The organism is Salinispora goodfellowii, assembly GCF_059570675.1.
In genome coordinates this window covers 1-16486 of sequence record NZ_JCANTD010000002.1, presented here as the reverse complement: position 1 = coordinate 16486, position 16486 = coordinate 1, and the positions used below count along the sequence as shown (strand labels likewise).

18 protein-coding genes and 2 pseudogenes are annotated in these 16486 nt (G+C 71.9%); 7 read left to right on the top strand and 13 right to left on the bottom strand.

Annotated elements, in window-relative coordinates:
* Window positions 1-194 precede the first annotated feature (194 nt).
* A complete protein-coding gene (locus tag T398_RS02500) occupies window positions 195-704 on the bottom strand; it encodes a hypothetical protein (RefSeq protein ID WP_496444128.1) in 510 nt (169 codons plus the stop codon).
* 100 nt (window positions 705-804) lie between these two features.
* Window positions 805-1674 (bottom strand): PhzF family phenazine biosynthesis protein, encoded by an 870-nt coding sequence (locus T398_RS02495; protein WP_496444126.1) that lies wholly within the window; start codon window positions 1672-1674, stop codon window positions 805-807.
* A gap of 33 nt (window positions 1675-1707) precedes the next feature.
* Between T398_RS02495 and T398_RS02490 the strand changes: the two genes are divergently transcribed.
* The 3 genes from T398_RS02490 to T398_RS02480 are packed head-to-tail and all read left to right on the top strand — an operon-like array spanning window position 1708 to window position 4798.
* Window positions 1708-2994, top strand: coding sequence for a magnesium transporter MgtE N-terminal domain-containing protein (locus T398_RS02490; RefSeq protein WP_496444124.1), 1287 nt, complete (start codon window positions 1708-1710; stop codon window positions 2992-2994).
* Window positions 2987-3592, top strand: a complete 606-nt coding sequence (locus T398_RS02485) for a DUF1003 domain-containing protein (RefSeq protein ID WP_496444122.1) — start codon at window positions 2987-2989, stop codon at window positions 3590-3592. Before T398_RS02490 ends, T398_RS02485 begins: the two co-directional genes overlap by 8 nt.
* Window positions 3593-3649: 57 nt before the next feature.
* Complete coding sequence (locus T398_RS02480) at window positions 3650-4798, top strand: Mrp/NBP35 family ATP-binding protein (RefSeq protein WP_496444120.1); 1149 nt, start codon at window positions 3650-3652, stop codon at window positions 4796-4798.
* Between the two features lie 50 nt (window positions 4799-4848).
* Here T398_RS02480 and T398_RS02475 read toward each other — a convergent pair.
* The 3 genes and pseudogenes from T398_RS02475 to T398_RS02465 all read right to left on the bottom strand — a co-directional run bounded on the left by T398_RS02475 (window position 4849) and on the right by T398_RS02465 (window position 7535).
* A pseudogene (locus T398_RS02475) lies at window positions 4849-5600 on the bottom strand (tyrosine-protein phosphatase).
* 173 nt (window positions 5601-5773) lie between these two features.
* Window positions 5774-6190, bottom strand: coding sequence for a twin-arginine translocase TatA/TatE family subunit (locus tag T398_RS02470; protein ID WP_496444118.1), 417 nt, complete (start codon window positions 6188-6190; stop codon window positions 5774-5776).
* Window positions 6191-6263: 73 nt separating this feature from the next.
* Entirely contained in the window at window positions 6264-7535 is a 1272-nt protein-coding gene (locus T398_RS02465) for a S1C family serine protease (protein ID WP_496444116.1), read from the bottom strand.
* Window positions 7536-7864: 329 nt separating this feature from the next.
* Between T398_RS02465 and T398_RS02460 the strand changes: the two genes are divergently transcribed.
* Window positions 7865-8452, top strand: coding sequence for an O-methyltransferase (locus tag T398_RS02460; protein WP_496444114.1), 588 nt, complete (start codon window positions 7865-7867; stop codon window positions 8450-8452).
* A 32-nt stretch (window positions 8453-8484) separates the two neighbouring features.
* On the opposite strand, the gene T398_RS02455 is transcribed toward T398_RS02460, so the two are convergent.
* The gene (locus T398_RS02455) at window positions 8485-9951 is read right to left on the bottom strand and encodes a leucyl aminopeptidase family protein (protein WP_496444112.1); all 1467 of its coding nucleotides are present in this window, start codon (window positions 9949-9951) and stop codon (window positions 8485-8487) included.
* A 229-nt stretch (window positions 9952-10180) separates the two neighbouring features.
* The gene (locus T398_RS02450; protein ID WP_011904620.1) at window positions 10181-10348 is read right to left on the bottom strand and encodes a DUF3117 domain-containing protein; all 168 of its coding nucleotides are present in this window, start codon (window positions 10346-10348) and stop codon (window positions 10181-10183) included.
* Between the two features lie 190 nt (window positions 10349-10538).
* Here T398_RS02450 and T398_RS02445 point away from each other — a divergent pair.
* Both T398_RS02445 and T398_RS02440 read left to right on the top strand, forming a co-directional pair.
* Window positions 10539-11367: pseudogene (locus T398_RS02445) on the top strand (PaaX family transcriptional regulator).
* Complete coding sequence (locus T398_RS02440; protein WP_496444110.1) at window positions 11364-12155, top strand: enoyl-CoA hydratase-related protein; 792 nt, start codon at window positions 11364-11366, stop codon at window positions 12153-12155. Before T398_RS02445 ends, T398_RS02440 begins: the two are co-directional and overlap by 4 nt.
* A gap of 22 nt (window positions 12156-12177) precedes the next feature.
* On the opposite strand, the gene T398_RS02435 is transcribed toward T398_RS02440, so the two are convergent.
* The 4 genes from T398_RS02435 to T398_RS02420 form a co-directional block, all read right to left on the bottom strand.
* A complete protein-coding gene (locus T398_RS02435) occupies window positions 12178-12789 on the bottom strand; it encodes a hypothetical protein (RefSeq protein ID WP_496444108.1) in 612 nt (203 codons plus the stop codon).
* Complete coding sequence (locus tag T398_RS02430) at window positions 12786-13385, bottom strand: DNA-3-methyladenine glycosylase I (RefSeq protein ID WP_496444106.1); 600 nt, start codon at window positions 13383-13385, stop codon at window positions 12786-12788. The genes T398_RS02435 and T398_RS02430 overlap by 4 nt, the downstream gene beginning before the upstream one ends.
* A 63-nt stretch (window positions 13386-13448) precedes the next feature.
* Window positions 13449-13970, bottom strand: a complete 522-nt coding sequence (locus T398_RS02425) for an SRPBCC family protein (protein ID WP_496444104.1) — start codon at window positions 13968-13970, stop codon at window positions 13449-13451.
* Window positions 13967-14584: a DivIVA domain-containing protein gene (locus tag T398_RS02420; protein WP_496444102.1), complete on the bottom strand. Its 618-nt coding sequence runs from the start codon at window positions 14582-14584 to the stop codon at window positions 13967-13969. Before T398_RS02420 ends, T398_RS02425 begins: the two co-directional genes overlap by 4 nt.
* Before the next feature lie 153 nt (window positions 14585-14737).
* Between T398_RS02420 and folP the strand changes: the two genes are divergently transcribed.
* Complete coding sequence (folP, locus tag T398_RS02415; protein ID WP_496444100.1) at window positions 14738-15607, top strand: dihydropteroate synthase; 870 nt, start codon at window positions 14738-14740, stop codon at window positions 15605-15607.
* A gap of 40 nt (window positions 15608-15647) precedes the next feature.
* Here the strand turns inward: folP and ndhC are convergent, their stop codons facing one another.
* Complete coding sequence (gene ndhC, locus T398_RS02410) at window positions 15648-16025, bottom strand: NADH-quinone oxidoreductase subunit A (protein WP_496444098.1); 378 nt, start codon at window positions 16023-16025, stop codon at window positions 15648-15650.
* A 107-nt stretch (window positions 16026-16132) separates the two neighbouring features.
* Window positions 16133-16486, bottom strand: a 354-nt coding sequence (locus T398_RS02405) for a C39 family peptidase (protein WP_496444096.1), incomplete at its 5' end; no start/stop codon positions are given.

The window sequence follows — 16486 nt, the reverse complement described above, 5'->3', positions numbered from 1 at the left end:
CCGAAGCGGGCTCGATCAGCATCCGATTACGATCGTCCGGGACGCACCGCCAACCCTTCACCGCCGAAGGGCCCCCTGCCCAGGTTCCAGGCGGTGCTCGCCACCGGCGCCCTGGGCACCGCCGAGGGGAGCCGCACCAGGCCGCCTGCCGGCGCCTGGGCCCGCCGGCGCTCCGCAGCACCAGCCGGCCGAGGTCAGCGCCGGCGGACGCGGTGCAGCCGGAACGGCTTACGGGCGGCCCGCACCACCGCTGCCGGGCGGGGTGGCTGGGCCAGCGAACCGGTGGGGAGTTCCGGGCCGGCCAGCGGATCGCCAGCGGGAACGAGGCGGTTGAGCGCGCAACCGACCGTCGCCCAGCGGGCCACGAGGTCGGCAGCCGAACCTGGTGCGTTCAACCGCTTCGCCGCAACCAGCGGTGCGCTGGTCTCCCAGTCTTCGGTGTCGGGCAGGACCCGGGTCACCTCCGCCGGCCAGGTGACGATCCGGCCGCCGTGATCGCCCCGCAGCGTGACCTCCGCCCGCCTCGCATCGGCGAGCCCGGGAGCGGACTGCTCCCCCGGCCCGCTGACCACCAGAAGCGCGCCAGCCAGGGGCACACACCAGAGCGCGGATGCCGGGGCGTCGGCGACGCCGACCCAGGCGATGGCCGCCTTCTTCAGCGCCTCGTCAACCAGCAGGTTGCTGCGTCGTACCGCGTCACTCACCCCCGCATCCTCCCGCACCGACCGCCGGTCCGCACCCACGGTCGGGGTTGACGCCGCTCCGGTCCGCCGTCGCGGCAGCGGTCCCCACCGCCCGCGCCGCTCAGCCGACGAACGGCGGGATCACAATCTCGCCCCGGGCCACCGGCACCACCCGGCCGGCGACGGTGGCACCGATGGCGGCCCCATCGGCCGCGGTAACCGTACAGGCCAGCGTGGATGGCCGGCTGATCTCGCTGCCCTGGCGAACGGCGTAGCCGGTCCGACCAGCACCAGGTAACAACCCACTGGCCACCAACCACACCCCCAGCCCCAAAGCGGCCGACCCGGTCGCCGGATCCTCCGGCCCGCCCAGCCCGGGAACGAAGACCCGGGTGTGCGCGGTCCGCGACTCGGCATCCCAGGAGAAGACCGCGACGTGCTCCACGCCGTACCGCTGCGCGGCCCCCGGATTCAGCTGGGCGCGGGGCACCTCGTCCCGATGCACCGGCAGGTACGGAAACTCCAGACCGCAGCCGGCCACTCGGGGCGCCGGCCCGGCCCGGTCAACCGCGGTGAGGCCAACCAGTTCCAGCAGCGGTCCCGGATCCAGCTCGGGGCCGAGCGTCGGCGTACCGCCGGTCAGCGTCGCGCCGGTCGCATCCACCTCGATCGGCAGCACCCCCACGCCGCACTCCTGCCGCACCAAGCCGGCGGCGAAGAGACCACGTCGGCTGGCGGTGACCGCCGCGCCAACACTCGGATGACCGGCGAACGGCAACTCGGCAGCCGGGGTGAAGATCCGCACCTGATAGGTGGCGTCGGCCCGGGTGGGTGGGAGCACGAACACCGTCTCGGAGAGGTTGAACTCCAGTGCGAGTGCCTGCATCTGCTCCGTGGCCAACCCGTGGGCATCAAACACCACCGCCAGCGGGTTACCGGCGAAAGGGCGATCGGTGAAGACGTCCACGATCTCGTAATCCAGGGTCGACATGCTGATAGACAGTAGGCGCCTAGGCTGGTCTGCGTGAGTACGCCGACCCGGGTCTACCTCGCCCGGCTCGCCGGTGTCGCCGTCTACGACCCCAACGGCGACCAGGTGGGCCGGGTCCGCGACGCGGTAGCTCGGCTACGGGCCACGAAGCACCCGCCGGAGGTGGTCGGCCTGGTCGCCGAGATGCCGATGCGGCGGCGGATCTTCCTCTCGATCAACCGAATCACCTCGATCGATTCGGAGGCCGTGGTTCTCGGCACCGGCACCCTCAACCTGCGCCGGTTCGAGAAGCGCCCGAACGAGCTGCTCGTCCTCCAGGAACTGCTCGACCGCCGGGTGCAGAGCCACCCGGACGGGACGTCCGGGGTCGTGGTGGATGTCGCCATGGAGGCGACCCGCGACGAGTGGACGTTGGCGCGAGTCGCGGTCCGCGAGCACACCGGCCGGCTCACCCGCCGCGGCAACCTGCGCCAGCTCGAGTGGGACCGGGTTCGCGGGTTGAGCGGGATCGCCGACAACCGGGGCACCGCCAACCTGCTGGCGGTCCTGGAGGAGATGCGCCCCGCGGACCTGGCGAACGCCCTGCAGGACCTGCCCGACGAGCGGCGCAACGAGATCGCTGCCGCCTTCGACGACGAACGGCTGGCCAACGTACTCAGCGAATTGCCGGAGCACGACCAGGTGGAGGTCCTGGCCGCACTGGACCGGGAGCGGGCCGCGGACGTACTGGAGCAGATGGACCCGGACGACGCCGCCGACCTGCTCGGCGCGTTACCGCCACCGGAGCAGGATGTCCTGCTCGACCTGATGGAACCGGACGAGGCCGACCCCGTACGCCAGCTCCTCAAGTACACGCCGGGCACGGCCGGCTCGGTGATGACCTCCGAGCCGGTGATTCTGCCCCCGGACGCCACGGTCGCCGAGGCGCTGGCCCGAATCCGCGAGCCCCAGCTCTCCCCCGCGGTAGCCGCCCAGGTCTTCGTCACCCGGGCGCCGATGACCACACCGACCGGCCGCTACCTCGGAATCGTGCACTTCCAACGGCTGCTGCGGGAGCCGCCGGCCGACTTGTTGGGCGGGGTGGTGGTCAACGACATCGACCCGCTGCGGCCGGTCACCCCGCTACCTGAGATCACCCGCCGGATGGCCACCTACGACCTGGTCGCCATGCCGGTGATCGACCGCAGCAGCCGGTTGGTGGGCGCGGTCACCGTGGACGACGTGCTGGACCACCTGCTGCCTCGGGACTGGCGGGACCGGGACGCACGGCCGTCCACCCCGGTCGGCACCGGCGAGTCGTCGGACGGCACGGATGGTTGAGCGGCGGCGGCCGGAGCGGTTGGACCAGCCACGCGAGGTCCGGCGCGTCCAGCTGCCCCGGTTCGACCCGGAGGCATTCGGCCGCTGGTCGGAGGCGATCGCCCGGAAGATGGGCACCGCCCACTTCATCGTCTACATGACGGTGGTGATCGCCGCCTGGTTCAGCTGGAACACGCTCGCCCCCACGCATTTTCGATTCGACCCGTACACCTTCACGTTCCTGACCCTGATGTTGTCCTTGCAGGCGAGCTACGCGGCGCCGCTGATCCTGCTCGCCCAGAACCGCCAGGCGGACCGGGACCGGCTGGCGCTGGAGGAGGACCGGCGTCGGGCAACCGCCCAGAAGGCCGACACCGAGTACCTGGCCCGGGAGATCGCCGCGCTCCGGAACGCGATGGGTGAGGTCGCCACCCGCGACTTCCTCCGCACCGAGCTGGCCCGGCTCGCCGAGGAACTGGACGATGCCGCCCAGCGCCGGCTGCGCCGGCAACACCGGGCCCCGGGACGGCCGGTTGACGGGTACGGGCTCGACGAACCCCGGGATGAGGTGGAGACCGACCCGGCCGGCGACGGCCACACCGGTGCCGGGAGCAGGTGACCATCGTCGCTGCCACCCAGGACGGCGCCACCTCGTCGCCGACGTAGCATTGCCGTCATGTCTGCACCCGCCAATACCGTCTCCGACGCGATTCAGGCCGCCCTGGCCACTGTCAACGACCCGGAGATCCGCCGTCCCATCACGGAGTTGGGCATGGTCCGCTCCGCGGCGATCGGCGACGACGGCGTGGTTCAGGTTGAGCTGCTACTCACCGTCGCCGGCTGCCCGTTGAAGGAGAAGCTGCGCTCGGACATCACGGCCGCCGTGGGCGCGGTGCCGGGGGTGACCGGGGTGGAGATCGAGTTCGGCGTGATGAGCCCCGAGCAGCGCAAGGAACTCCAGACCAAGCTCCGCGGCGGCGGCACCGACCAGGAGCCGGTGATTCCGTTCGCCCAGCCCGGCTCCCGGACCCGGGTGTACGCGGTGGCCAGCGGCAAGGGCGGCGTCGGCAAGTCCAGCGTGACGGTCAACCTGGCGGCGGCGCTGGCCGCCCGGGGACTCGCCGTCGGGGTGGTTGACGCGGACATCTACGGCCACTCGGTGCCGCGGATGCTCGGGACCGAGGGGCGACCCACCCGCGTCGAGGACATGATCATGCCGCCCGAGTCGCACGGGGTGAAGGTCATCTCGATCGGGATGTTCACCCCCGGCAACGCCGCCGTGGTGTGGCGCGGCCCGATGCTGCACCGGGCCCTACAGCAGTTCCTCGCCGACGTGTACTGGGGCGACCTGGACGTGCTCCTGCTCGACCTGCCCCCGGGCACCGGAGACGTGGCGATCTCGCTGGCCCAGCTGCTGCCCAACGCCGAGATCCTGGTGGTCACCACGCCGCAGACCGCCGCCGCCGAGGTGGCGGAGCGGGCCGGCGCGATCGCGTTGCAGACCCACCAGCGGGTGGTCGGTGTCATCGAGAACATGTCGTGGCTGGAGCTGCCGGACGGCACCCGGATGGAGGTTTTCGGGTCCGGCGGCGGCCAGACGGTCGCCGATTCGTTGACGAAGGCCGTCGGTGCGCAGGTGCCGCTACTCGGTCAGGTCCCGCTCGACACCCGGGTCCGCGAGGCCGGCGACGAGGGCAACCCGGTCGTACTCGCCGAGCCGACCTCCCCCGCCGCCGCGGCGCTGGGCCAGGTCGCCGACCGGCTCGCGGTACGACGCGAGTCGTTGCTCGGTAAACCGCTGGGCCTCAAGCCGGCCGGCAACTAGCTCGACCTGGTCGAGCCACACTTCCCCAGACCTCTTGCTGGGCCCGCCGGTCAGCCGGTCAGGCGGGCCCGCAGGTTGCTGATCTCGGCCCCGGAGAGGCCCTTCTCGACGAGGTACTCGGGCATCGCCAGGGCGGCGACTGTCGAGCTCAGCGACGCCTCAACGGTGGTGTTCCGAGTCGCCAGCAATTCGGTCACCGCGACGAGTTGGTCGCGGTGACCGAGCTCGGCGTAGCGCTGCCGCATGCGCTCGTAGGAGAGCAGGTAGTCGGCGACGATCTCCTCCGGCGTCGCCGCCGCCAAGGTAAGCAGCACCAGCGCGAGCAGCCCGGTCCGGTCCTTACCGCCGGAGCAGTGGAACAGCACGCAGCCCGGTGCGGCGGTGCTGACCGCCCGGACGGCGGCTGTCACCCGCTCCGACTGCTCGGCCAGCATCGCCGGGTAGTACAGCGGCGACGCCAGGTTGTCGATCTTCTCCCAGTGGTCGTAGAACGGTGTGCCGACCGGTTCGAGCGGCACCCGCACCGTCGTCATCCCCACTGGTCTGGGCGCGCGGTCCTGCCCGTACTCGTCGGCGTTACGCAGATCGACGACCGTGCGAACCCCGTACGCCCAGGCGGCCGCCCAGCCCGCCGCGCTCAGGCCGTTCGGCTCCGCCATCCGGACCACCGCACCCGGCCGAGCCCACCCAGATCCCGGGCGTTGACGCACCCGTCCCAGGAGAGCTCCCTGCCCTGCGCCGTCGTCGTGTTGTCGCCGTCGGCGCCGACGGACGACGTCGATCCACAGTCGATGCTAGTCATGCCACGGCACCGTAGTTCGGCCGCACAACCCGGCTCGGCCAGGCGTCAGTCAGGTCGCGTTGTCAACAGCTGGTCGCGCCGGCCCTGCACCGCGCCGTCGTCGCTGGTAGCGCCGTCGTCGGTCAGGTCGCGTCGTCGGTCAGGTCGCGTCGTCGGTCAGGTCGCGTCGTCGGTCAGGTCGCGTCGTCGTAGCTGACCCGAGGAGTGGGCGCGGGCGAGGTACCGCCGGTCGCCTGGGCCGGGCGGCTGGCTGGGTCAACGGCGGTGGCGACGTCCTTCAGCTCCTCGCGCACGCTGGTGACATCGGCCCGCAGGTTGTCGTAGACCCCCTGCAGCGGCTTCCGAATCGCCGCCTCATCCTCCTCGCTGAGCAGGTGCTTGCGAACGAACGCCTTCGGATGCAGGTCCTGGAGCTGGATGTCGGTGCCCAGTTCCCGACTCAGGTCAGTGGTGGCGTTGGTCGCCATCCGGCGCAGGTTACGCACCATCCGCAGACCGTCGCTGATGACCGCGGGCAGCCGGTCACCGAAGATCAGCAGCGCCAGGAGCAACAGCGCACCGATCTCCCACCAGTTCAGGTTGTCGAACACCGCACGATCCTCCCTTCGGCCCCAGCGCAAGCGTACGCACGTCACAGGCTAGCTCGGCAGGGGGCCGAGCGGTTCACTTCACATCCGCGACCAGGGTCACCGAGGCGTTCCGCCGCGACGTGCCACGCCGGTACTCCACCACCACCACGGACCCGGGTGCGAACTTACGGACCAGGGCGATCAGGTCCGTCGGCTCGTTCGTCGGCCGCCTGTTGAGCGTGACGATCACGTCATTCGCCCGCAGCCCGGCACTGGCCGCCGGGCCGGACGGCTCCACCGAGACCAACCGCACCCCCACCCCGCCCCCGCCGCCCACCTGGGCGCCGATCACCGTACGACGGGCCTTGCCGGTGCCGATGATGTCCTGGCTGATCCGCTTGGCCTGGTTGATTGGAATCGCGAAGGCAAGCCCGATGTTGCCGGCCTCCTGCCCCTCGGCCACCAGCGACTTAATCGTGGAGTTGACCCCGATCACCCGGCCGGCACCGTCCACCAGGGGGCCGCCGGAGTTGCCGTGGTTGACCGCCGCGTCGGTCTGGATCGCCGCGTAGTAGCGGGTGGGGCCGCCCGGCTCGTCCGCCTGCATCGTCCGGTCGAGCGCGCTGATGATGCCGGCGGTGACCGTGTTGGCGAGGGAGAGCGGCGACCCGATGGCCAACACCGGATCGCCGACCGCGAGCGCTTCCGAGTCACCGAACGCCACCGGGCGGAGCCCTTCCTTCGTGACCTTGATGACCGCGACGTCCGACTCCGGATCCTGACCGACCAGGGTGGCCGGGGCAGAGCTTCCGTCATTGAAGACCACCGTGGCCGGCCCGGTCGCGCCCGCCACCACATGGTCGTTGGTAATCACGTAGCCGTCGGTGGTGGCGATGAAGCCGGAACCCTCGCTCGTCCCGGCGGGCCCCGCCACCCGAACCGTGACCACGCTCGGCAGCACCCGCTCGGCCACCCCGGCGAGCGACTCCGGCCGGCGCTGGGCCAGCTCCGGCGGCTGGATCGGGGCGCCACCGAGGACCGGGGCGGTATCGCCCCGGATCGCGAACGCGTAACCGAGCGCGCCTCCCAGCGCACCGGCGAGCAGGGCCGATACCAACGGAATGATCAGCAGGTGCCGCAGTCTGGGACGGGCCGAATCCGGGTCGGTGACCGGCTCCGGCTCGGTGCCGGGAACTGGCGCGGCGGGCACGACCACCACCGCCGGTGCCGTCGGATCCCGCCACGGGTCGGCCAACGCGTCAGACCACCAGGGCGAACCCGGGCCGCCCGGCGAAGGAGGGGCCGGCGACGAGCCCGCCGCTGTGGCACCCGTCCCGGGCTGGCGCCAGTCCCAGCCGTCGGTCACGTCGCTGCCTCCCACTCGTCCTGGGCCCATCCGTGCCAACCACGCTCGACCGGCGCACTCGTACGGACACCGCCTCCAGGATTGCACGGAAGCCGCGGGTGGAGTCATGGCTACCCAACGTGATCGTCGATGCGTGGGATGCGCGGCTGCGCCCCGTGCACATCGCCTCTAGGCTCACAGTGCCCCACTCACCCCTGAAGGGCGCGTTCCGACCTGCTGCCGCAGCACCCGGTGCCCGCTCTGACCCGAACGCCGTCCGGAGGTGCCCCATCGCCACGGTCGCCAATTCCGGCTCTTCGGCCCAGGCTCTGCAACTCGCCGAGTCGTACGTGACCGAGGATCTCGTACTGCGCACCGCCCGCGCGCTCGCCCACGAGGTCGGGCTCGAGGTGGTGACCCCCGGTGCGGGTGCCGCCCTGCGGCTGCTGGCCGCCGCGGGCAGCGCCCGCGCGGTGGTGGAGATCGGCACCGGCACCGGCGTCAGCGGTGTCTGGCTGCTGCGCGGCATGCGCCCCGACGGGGTACTGACCACGATCGACGGTGAGATCGAGCATCAGCGCATCGCCCGCCGGATCTTCACCGAGGCCGGTTTCCCCTCCGGGCGGAGCCGGATCATTACCGGCCGGGCGCTGGACGTGCTGCCACGCCTCGCCGACGGCGCGTACGACCTGGTGTTCGTTGACACCGAAGCGACCGGCTTCGCCACCTGCGTGGAGGCCGCCCACCGGCTACTCCGACCGGGTGGAGTACTCGCCCTCAACGGCGCCCTGGCCGACGGCCGGATCGCCGACCCGGCCGCCCGGGACGTGGAGACGGTGACCACCCGGGAGACGATCAAGGCGATCCGGGAGTCCGAGTACTGGATTCCCGCTCTGCTCCCGGTCGGCCACGGGCTACTCACCGCGGTGCGCAGCTAGGCATCCGGACGCCCGGATCGGATCGACCAGCGTCAGCCGAGCGTGTCCAGCCAGCGCAGGAGCGAACGGACGCCCCAGCCAGTGGCGCCCGGGGTCAACTCCGCGTCCGCCCCTTCCGACCAGGACGGCGCCGACATGTCGACATGCACCCACCGGTCCCGCAGCTCGCCGAGGAACTCGCGCAGGTAGAGTGCCGCCACCACCGACCCGGCACCCTGGCTCGGCGCGCTGTAGAGATCGGCGAGTTCGCTGCTGAGGTAGTCGACGTAGTCGGTCGGCAGCGGCATCCGCCACGCCGCTTCACCGGCTGCGTCGACCGCCGCCAACAGGTCCCCGGCGAGACGGTCGTTCTCGCTGTACAGGGCGCCGGTGCGCTTGCCCAGCGCCACCGCGTTCGCACCGGTCAGCGTGGCCAGGTCGACGACCAGGTCGGGCTGGTGTTCCCGTACGGCGTAGGCGAGCGCATCGGCGAGGACCAGCCGGCCCTCGGCGTCGGAGTTGGTGGTCTCGCTGGTCACGCCACCGTAGTGGCGGATGATGTCGCCTGGCCGGAACGCGGCGCCGCTGACCATGTTCTCGGCGAGCGGGGCGAGCGTGGTGACCCGGACCGGCAGCCGCCGCAGGGCCGCCCCCAGCGTGGCCGCCACCACCGCCGCCGCGCCGGCCATGTCCTTGCGCATGAGCTTCATGCCGGCCCGGGGTTTGATCGAGATTCCCCCGGTGTCGAAGGTGATCCCCTTGCCGACCAGCACGACGTGCATCCGCGCGCCGGCCGGCCGCCAGTCCAGCTCGACCAGCCGGGGACCGTTGGCGGAGCCGCTGCCCACCGCGACGATCCCGCCGAAGCCCTCGGCGGCCAGTTCATCCGGTTCCCGGACCCGCAGGTGCAGGTCGGGGAGGTCGGCCGCGGCGTCGGCCACCTGCCCGGCGAACCATTCCGGGTTCTTCACCGACGAGGGCATGTTCACCAGGTCGCGGGCGAGTCGGGTCATCTCCGCGGTGGTACGGGCGCCCGCGACCACGTCGGCGTACTCCGCTGGATCCGGCACCACCAGGTCGACCGCGGCCAGGGCGGGTGTGGCCTCGTCGGCGCCGAGCCGGAACCGGTACGAGGCCAGCAGCAACCCCTCCACCAGCCCCCGTACGGCTGCTGGGGTGACAGCCGTCGGTAGCGGGAGCGTGACGTGCTCCGCGTCGGCCGCCGCCCGGGCGAGGGCGGCCCCGGCCGTCCGCCAGGCGGCCTCGTCCCCGGCCCCGATACCGAACGGGCGCAGGCGGGCCGGCACCCGTTCGGGGCGAATCTGGGTCCAGGTCTGGCCCGGCTCGCCGCCCAGCCGGGCGGCCGGCAGCAGCGCGGCGAGTTCGTCAGCGACCCCGGCCGGCAGGGCCGCCGCGACGGGCACCGGCTGAGCTGACCGTTCCGCCTCGCCGGCGGGTCGGACGGGCAGGGCCAGGACATCGAGTCGCTCAGACTCGGCGATTAGACGGATGGCGAGCACGCGACGCCGTACCTTCCAGGAAGAGCCTGCGGAGTGACCTCCGCAGAGCAGGGAAAAATTCCGCAGGCGGCTGCCGGGGCGGTGGGTCACGACCAAAGGTGGCCGCCCGGAGTCCCGGATGGCCACCGTCCGGCCGTCCCGTTTCAGCACACCTACGACCACCGGCGAGCGAACGCCGGTGGATCAGGAGGCGGACGGACCGTCCACGCGAGGCGCGGACGGTCCGTACTCAGCCGGCAGCCGCCCTCAACGCGTCACCGAGCGCGTTGGCCTCGTCCGGAGTCATCTCGACGACGAGCCGGCCACCGCCCTCCAGCGGGACTCGCATGACGATGCCCCGGCCCTCCTTGGTGACTTCCAGCGGACCGTCGCCCGTCCGCGGCTTCATCGCCGCCATGTTGTCTCCCCTCAGACCTGAACCAGGGTCGGTGGGTTGCCCCACAGCCACTTCGCCACGACCACCCGCAACCTTCACCGGGGTGTCGACCAACGATTTTCCCTGATGAACACCGCCGGACCCAAACCGAGGCGGTATTGATGTAACAGAACCTAGCTTATCCCGAGAATGCCTGTCACAATGTGCGGTCATGCAGGCACGGTCAGCACTCTTCGACCTGTACGGTGACCACCTCCGGCCCCGAGGCGGCCGCGCACAGGTCGCCGCTCTGGTCAAGCTGCTGGCACCCCTGGGCATCGCACCGCCAGCAGTACGAACGGCGGTCTCCCGGATGGTGCGCCAAGGCTGGCTCGAACCCCTCCGGATGGTCACCGGACCGGGTTACGCGATCACGCCGAAAGCCGCACGCCGGTTGGACGAGGCGGCCACGCGGATCTACCGCACCGGCAAAACTGGCTGGGACGGGCGCTTCGACCTGCTCGTCCTGGCGGCACCGGCCGCCCGCCGGGAACGGCAGCGCCTCGCCGCGAACCTGAGCTTCCTCGGCTACGGCACGCTTGACGAGTGCACGTGGGTGGCCACCCGACCGGGGGAGGGCGTGGACCTGCTCCTAGACGAGGCGGGGGTGCGCTACGAGCGGTTCACCGCCGCGCACGCCGCCGGCACTCCGGGGGCGATGGGCATCGTCCGCCGCGCCTGGGACCTGGCCGAGATCGGCCGGGCATACGAGCAGTTCGTCGCCGAACAACGGACGCTGCTCGCCCGAGTCACCGTACGCAGTCCCGACGAGGAGGCGTACGCCGCCCGGTTCCGACTCGTACACGCCTGGCGCACGTTCCTGTTCCGGGATCCACAGCTGCCGCTGGCGCTGCTCCCCGAGCGCTGGCCGGGCACCGCCGCCGGCAGCTTCTTCGACCGCCACGCGGCCCGGCTGCGGCCGGCCGCCGACCGCTACGTCGAGGCATGTCTCGACGCCGGGTAGCCGCATCATTGGACAGAAGGGTCAGTTGACACCATGACCGAGCCACTCCTCATCGACCGCACCGACGCTGTCGTAACCCTCACCCTGAACCGCCCCGCGGCCATGAACGCCTTCGACATGGCACTGAAGGAGGCGCTCCGGGACGCCCTGGCCGAGCTGGAGAGCGACCGGAGCTGCCGAGCGGTGGTGCTGGCCGGGGCGGGCGGTTCGTTCAGTGCCGGTCAGGATCTGCGCGAGCACGTGCGGACGCTGGAGTCGAGCGAGGGCAACCCGCTGGACACCGTCGGAACGCACTACAACCCGATCGTCGCCCGGCTGGCGGGGCTGGCCAAACCCGTCGTCGCCGCCGTGGGCGGCATGGCCGCCGGGGCGGGCGCCTCGCTGGCCTTCCTCGCCGACATCCGCGTCGGTGGACCCGCCACCAGCTTCCTCATGGCGTTCGCCAAGGTGGGGCTCGCCGCCGACACCGGCGCCTCGTGGACGCTGCCTCGGCTCGTCGGCCACGCCAAGGCCGTCGAGCTGCTGATGCTCGCCGAGCCGATACGGGCGGCGGAGGCTCACCAGCTCGGCCTGCTCAACCGGCTGGTCGCGACCGACGAGGAGGTGCTGCCGGCGGCGCAGGAATTGGCCGCCCGGCTGGCGGCTGGCCCGACCATCGCGTACGGGGCGATCAAACGACAGCTCTCCATCGCGGACGCGGGTACCCTCGCCGACGCCCTGGCCGCCGAGGCGCAGGCTCAGTCGATCTGCGGTGCCACCGCCGACCACCGGTCCGCCACCATGGCCTTCGTCGCCAAGCAGAAGCCGGTCTTCGAGGGCCGCTGACGGCGCCGGGATCCGCCCCCGGTCAGTCGTCCTCCTCCGGGTCCTGGTTGGCCTCCTCGCCGAGGACGAACGCCTGCATGGCCAGCTCGTTACCGGACGGCCAGACGAATGCGGGTAGCTCGCCGGGGCCCAGTTCCTGCACGTAGGCCCAGAACTCCCGAACCGCCTCCGCCGGCGACACGGCCTCGATCGGCAGGTTGAGACTGACCATCCAGGACTGCCGCGGCGGGGGCGGGCCGAGCTGGTCGGCCAGTGCCTGGAAGGCCGTCGGGTCCAGCGGTGTGACCGGCCCATCGACCATCAGGGAATCGGCCGACACCGGCGTGTCGAAGGACCGTCGGGTGTACGTGATCACCAGCCGCGGCTCGACCTGATCCGTGGGCGGGCCCGCCGGGCGCAGGTCGCCGATGTCCGTGACCCGACCCAGCGCTACCAGCCTCGACGGCGCATCGGCAAGCACCGCGACCTGGTCACCGAGGCGCGGCCGAGTTCCCTCGGCACCGGTCAGCTCGAGCGTGTCATGGTGCACGAGCCGCTCGGCCTCGTACCGCCCCGGCGGCAGCAGCACCGCCCAGGTGTCCGCGCCGTCGGCACGGGGTGTCCGGTCGGTCCGGTCCGCGGTGTCCGTCGTCATGCACTCCATCCCATCACGTCGGCACCGCCCGCCGGCACGTGGCAACCAACGAGATGGTCGTCGACCATGCCGGTGGCCTGCATCAGCGCGTATGCGGTGGTCGGGCCGACGAACCGGAAGCCCCGCCTCTTCAACGCCTTCGCCATCGTGGTGGACTCCACGGTCAGCGCCGGCACCTGCGCCAACGAGGCCGGCCGGGCGCGGCGCGAGGGCGGCGCGTACGACCAGAGCAGGGCGGAGAGACCGGCCGGAAGTTCCCGCGCGACCCGCGCGTTGGAGATCGCCGCCTCGATCTTGGCCCGGTTGCGGACGATGCCGCTGTCCTCGAGCAGCCGGGCGACGTCCGCCGCGGAGAACGCGGCCACCGACTCGATCCGGAACCCGTCGAACGCCTCCCGAAACGCGGCCCGCTTCCGCAGGATGGTCAGCCACGACAGCCCGGACTGGAACGCCTCCAGCGTCATCCGCTCATAGAGGGCATCATCGCCGTGCAGCGGACGGCCCCACTCGGTGTCGTGGTAGACGACGTAGTCGGGCGTGCCCGCCCCCCAGGCGCAGCGCGGCGAACCGTCAGCACCGGTCACAAGGTCAGTCACGCGTCAACGCTAAGGCACCCCACCGACATACCGACCACGCCCGGCCGTGGCCAGCCGGGCGGATCAGGGAAGGCGGCCCTGCTCCACCCGCCGCCCGAACCGCCGGAGGGCCCGCGTCAGGCCGACCTTCGAGCCGGGCCACAGGAAGGGCCACACCACCCGTCCGGCGGCCCCGCCCGGCAGCTGGAACCACTCGTGCCAGACGACCTGGGTCCGCTCTCCGGCCAACGGGGTGCACCGCAGCACGCCGGGGCCGCGCAGTAGCTTCCCGCAGTGGACCACACGCACCTCGTACGGTGCGTCCACCCGGACCACCCGCATCTCGTCGCGGAGTGTGGCCGGCCCGACCGCGGTGACCGCCTCGACCAGGCTGCCCTCGCCACCATCCCCCTCGACCACCCGAACCTGGGTGAAGGGGATCCATTCGCTCTGTCGTTCCCAGGAGACGAGCGCCGCGAAGACCCGCTCCGCCGACGCGTTGACGATCACCGCGGCGGTAACCTCGCCGGCCCCCGGCCGCGCCACCTCGCGCAGGTCAGCGCGGTCCGGGGTGGCCGGCTCCTCGGCGCCGGCCCCCACCGTCACACCGACTCCGACCGGGCTGCCGGATCCGCTGCGCCGGCCGGCCGGATGCCATCCGCCGACTCAGCCGTGCTCTCACCGCCGGACCGAGCCCCGGAACCGGACCGGGCCTCGCCGCCGGAACCAGCCCCGGAACCTGGCTTGACCTCGCCACCGAGCCGGGCCTCGTCCGCCGACTCGTCAGCGGCCTCGCCGGTCTCTGGTTGGGACCGCTGCGCTGCGCCATCGGGCGGGTCAGCGGCGGCCCCGGAGTGCGCTCCGGCGGCCTGCCGGCGGGCGCGCAGCAGCGTCTCCGCATCGGCGTTGCGCCCTTCTCGTAACGCGGTGACCTCTGCCTCCAGCACCCCGATCAGCTCCGTCTTGTAGCCGATGTCGTACGCCGCCCGGCGCATCGCCTGGTCGACCTGAGCCATGCGGTACCCACGCAACGCGGTGTCGAACCGCACCTGGCCAACATCGGACTCCCGCAGCGGGCGGTTGTCGGGCAGGGGCACCGCCGTCCCGTCCGGCTCGGCTGGCACCAGACCCGGATCCCGATCAGTGACCAACACCGCCACACCGAAGACGACTGCCGCGACGGTGAGCGCCGCGACCAGCAGGAGCAGAACCTGACCCATGCACCAAATCGTGGCACGTCAACCGAGGCGGGGCGACCCCACCACCCCGGATCGCCGGTGAGCAGGCGAAGCGACCGCCGGTCCGGCCGACTCGATGGTCACCGGCTAGCGTCGGGACGGCCGGGAGGTCCGGCGACACCCTCAGGAGGCGGGATGACGAACGCACTGCGGCTCGGCCGACGCACCTTCGGCCCAGGCGAGCTCGGAGTCATGGCGATCGTCAACCGCACCCCGGACTCATTCTTCGACCGGGGCGCGACCTTCGGGCAGGAGAGCGCGCTGCGCGCGGTGGAGCGCGCGGTCGCCGAGGGGGCCGACATCATCGACATCGGCGGGGTCAAGGCCGGCCCCGGCGCCGAGGTCGACGTGGCCGAGGAGATCCGCCGGACCGTGGCCACCATCGCCGCGGTCCGCGCCGCCTTCCCCGACGTGGTCATCTCGATCGACACCTGGCGGGCCGAGGTGGCCGTGGCGGCGGTGGCCGCCGGTGCGGACCTGCTGAACGACACGTGGTCCGGCACCGACCCAGCGCTGGCTCAGGTCGCGGCGGAGACCGGCGCCGGACTGGTCTGCTCACACGCGGGCGGGCTGACACCGCGTACCCGGCCGCACCGGGTCGGCTACGACGACGTGCTGGCGGACGTGGTGGCGACCGTGACCGGCCTCGCCGAGCGGGCGGTGGCGCTGGGGGTACGGCCCGACGGCATTCTGATCGACCCGGCCCACGACTTCGGCAAGAACACCTACCACTCCCTGGAGCTCACCCGCCGCCTCGACGAACTCGCCGGGACCGGCTGGCCGCTGCTGGTCGCCCTGTCGAACAAGGACTTCATCGGCGAGACCCTGGACCTACCAGCCGTCGAACGGTTGGAAGGCACCCTCGCCGCCACCGCGATCTCCGCCTGGCTGGGTGCCCGGGTGTTCCGGGCGCACCAGGTCCAGGCGACCCGCCGGGTCCTGGACATGGTGGCCACCATCCGCGGCGACCGCCCACCCGAGTCCACCCGGCGCGGCCTGGCGTAACGCACCGCCACCGTGGGTCCCGACCCGGTGTGGCGAACGGTCAGGTCCAGCGCAGGATGTTCTTCCGCCACGCGTAGAGGATGCCCAGCGCCAGCACCGCCACGAAGATCCCCATCTCCACGACGGTGACCGGCCCGTAGCCGCGCCGGTTGAAGATCACGGCCCAGGGGAAGAGAAACACCGCCTCGACCGCGAACAACACGTACAGGTAGGCGTACACGTAGTAGCGAATCTGGGCCTGGGCCCAGTCACCGCCCACCGGGTCCAGCCCGCACTCGTAGGTGGCGCGCTTGCCAGGTGGCTCGGCAGGGCGGGCGGGGCGCAACACCCGGTTGGCCGAGAAGGCCGTCACGAAGAAGAGCAGACTGGCGAGGAGCAGGAGCCCGAGCGTCGCGTAGGAGCCCAGGTATCCGGTCACGGTGGCTCAGACTACCGGTCCGGCCCTCGGCCCGCATCCGTCGAGCGACAGCCGACGACGAAGGGCCGGCCCCGGGTGGGGCCGGCCCTTCGTCGGTTGGTTGGTGGTCAGCTGGTGGAGTAGCCGCGGGTGGCGATCCAGTCGCCGAGGGCTTCGGTGGTGATCCAGTACTCGGCGGTGTTCGGGTTCGCCGAGTCGGCGATCTTCACCTGGTCGCCGGCGTCGCGGTAGCCGTTGATGGTGATGTAGTGGCCGCCGGCGAAGGAGTGGCTGCCGCCGTTGGTGTCGGTGGCGGTGCCGGCGATGTTGGCCACGACGGCGCGGCCGTCGTCGACGGTGCGGATGATGTCCTCGCGCAGGGTGTCGGTCTGCTTGTCGTCGGCCTCGGGGGTGGAGATCTCGACGCTGCGGTACACGTCGCGGCCGGTCTCGGTGTTCAGTACCGGGGTGATGTCGTTGAT

Excerpts from the sequence above, each read along its gene's own strand:
- T398_RS02495 (WP_496444126.1), bottom strand. The coding sequence starts at position 1,674 with ATGTCGACCCTGGATTACGAGATCGTGGACGTCTTCACCGATCGCCCT.
- T398_RS02485 (WP_496444122.1), top strand. The coding sequence starts at position 2,987 with ATGGTTGAGCGGCGGCGGCCGGAGCGGTTGGACCAGCCACGCGAGGTC.
- T398_RS02480 (WP_496444120.1), top strand. The coding sequence starts at position 3,650 with ATGTCTGCACCCGCCAATACCGTCTCCGACGCGATTCAGGCCGCCCTG.
- T398_RS02450 (WP_011904620.1), bottom strand. The coding sequence starts at position 10,348 with ATGGCGGCGATGAAGCCGCGGACGGGCGACGGTCCGCTGGAAGTCACC.
- T398_RS02440 (WP_496444110.1), top strand. The coding sequence starts at position 11,364 with ATGACCGAGCCACTCCTCATCGACCGCACCGACGCTGTCGTAACCCTC.
- T398_RS02435 (WP_496444108.1), bottom strand. The coding sequence starts at position 12,789 with ATGACGACGGACACCGCGGACCGGACCGACCGGACACCCCGTGCCGAC.
- T398_RS02420 (WP_496444102.1), bottom strand. The coding sequence starts at position 14,584 with ATGGGTCAGGTTCTGCTCCTGCTGGTCGCGGCGCTCACCGTCGCGGCA.
- folP (WP_496444100.1), top strand. The coding sequence starts at position 14,738 with ATGACGAACGCACTGCGGCTCGGCCGACGCACCTTCGGCCCAGGCGAG.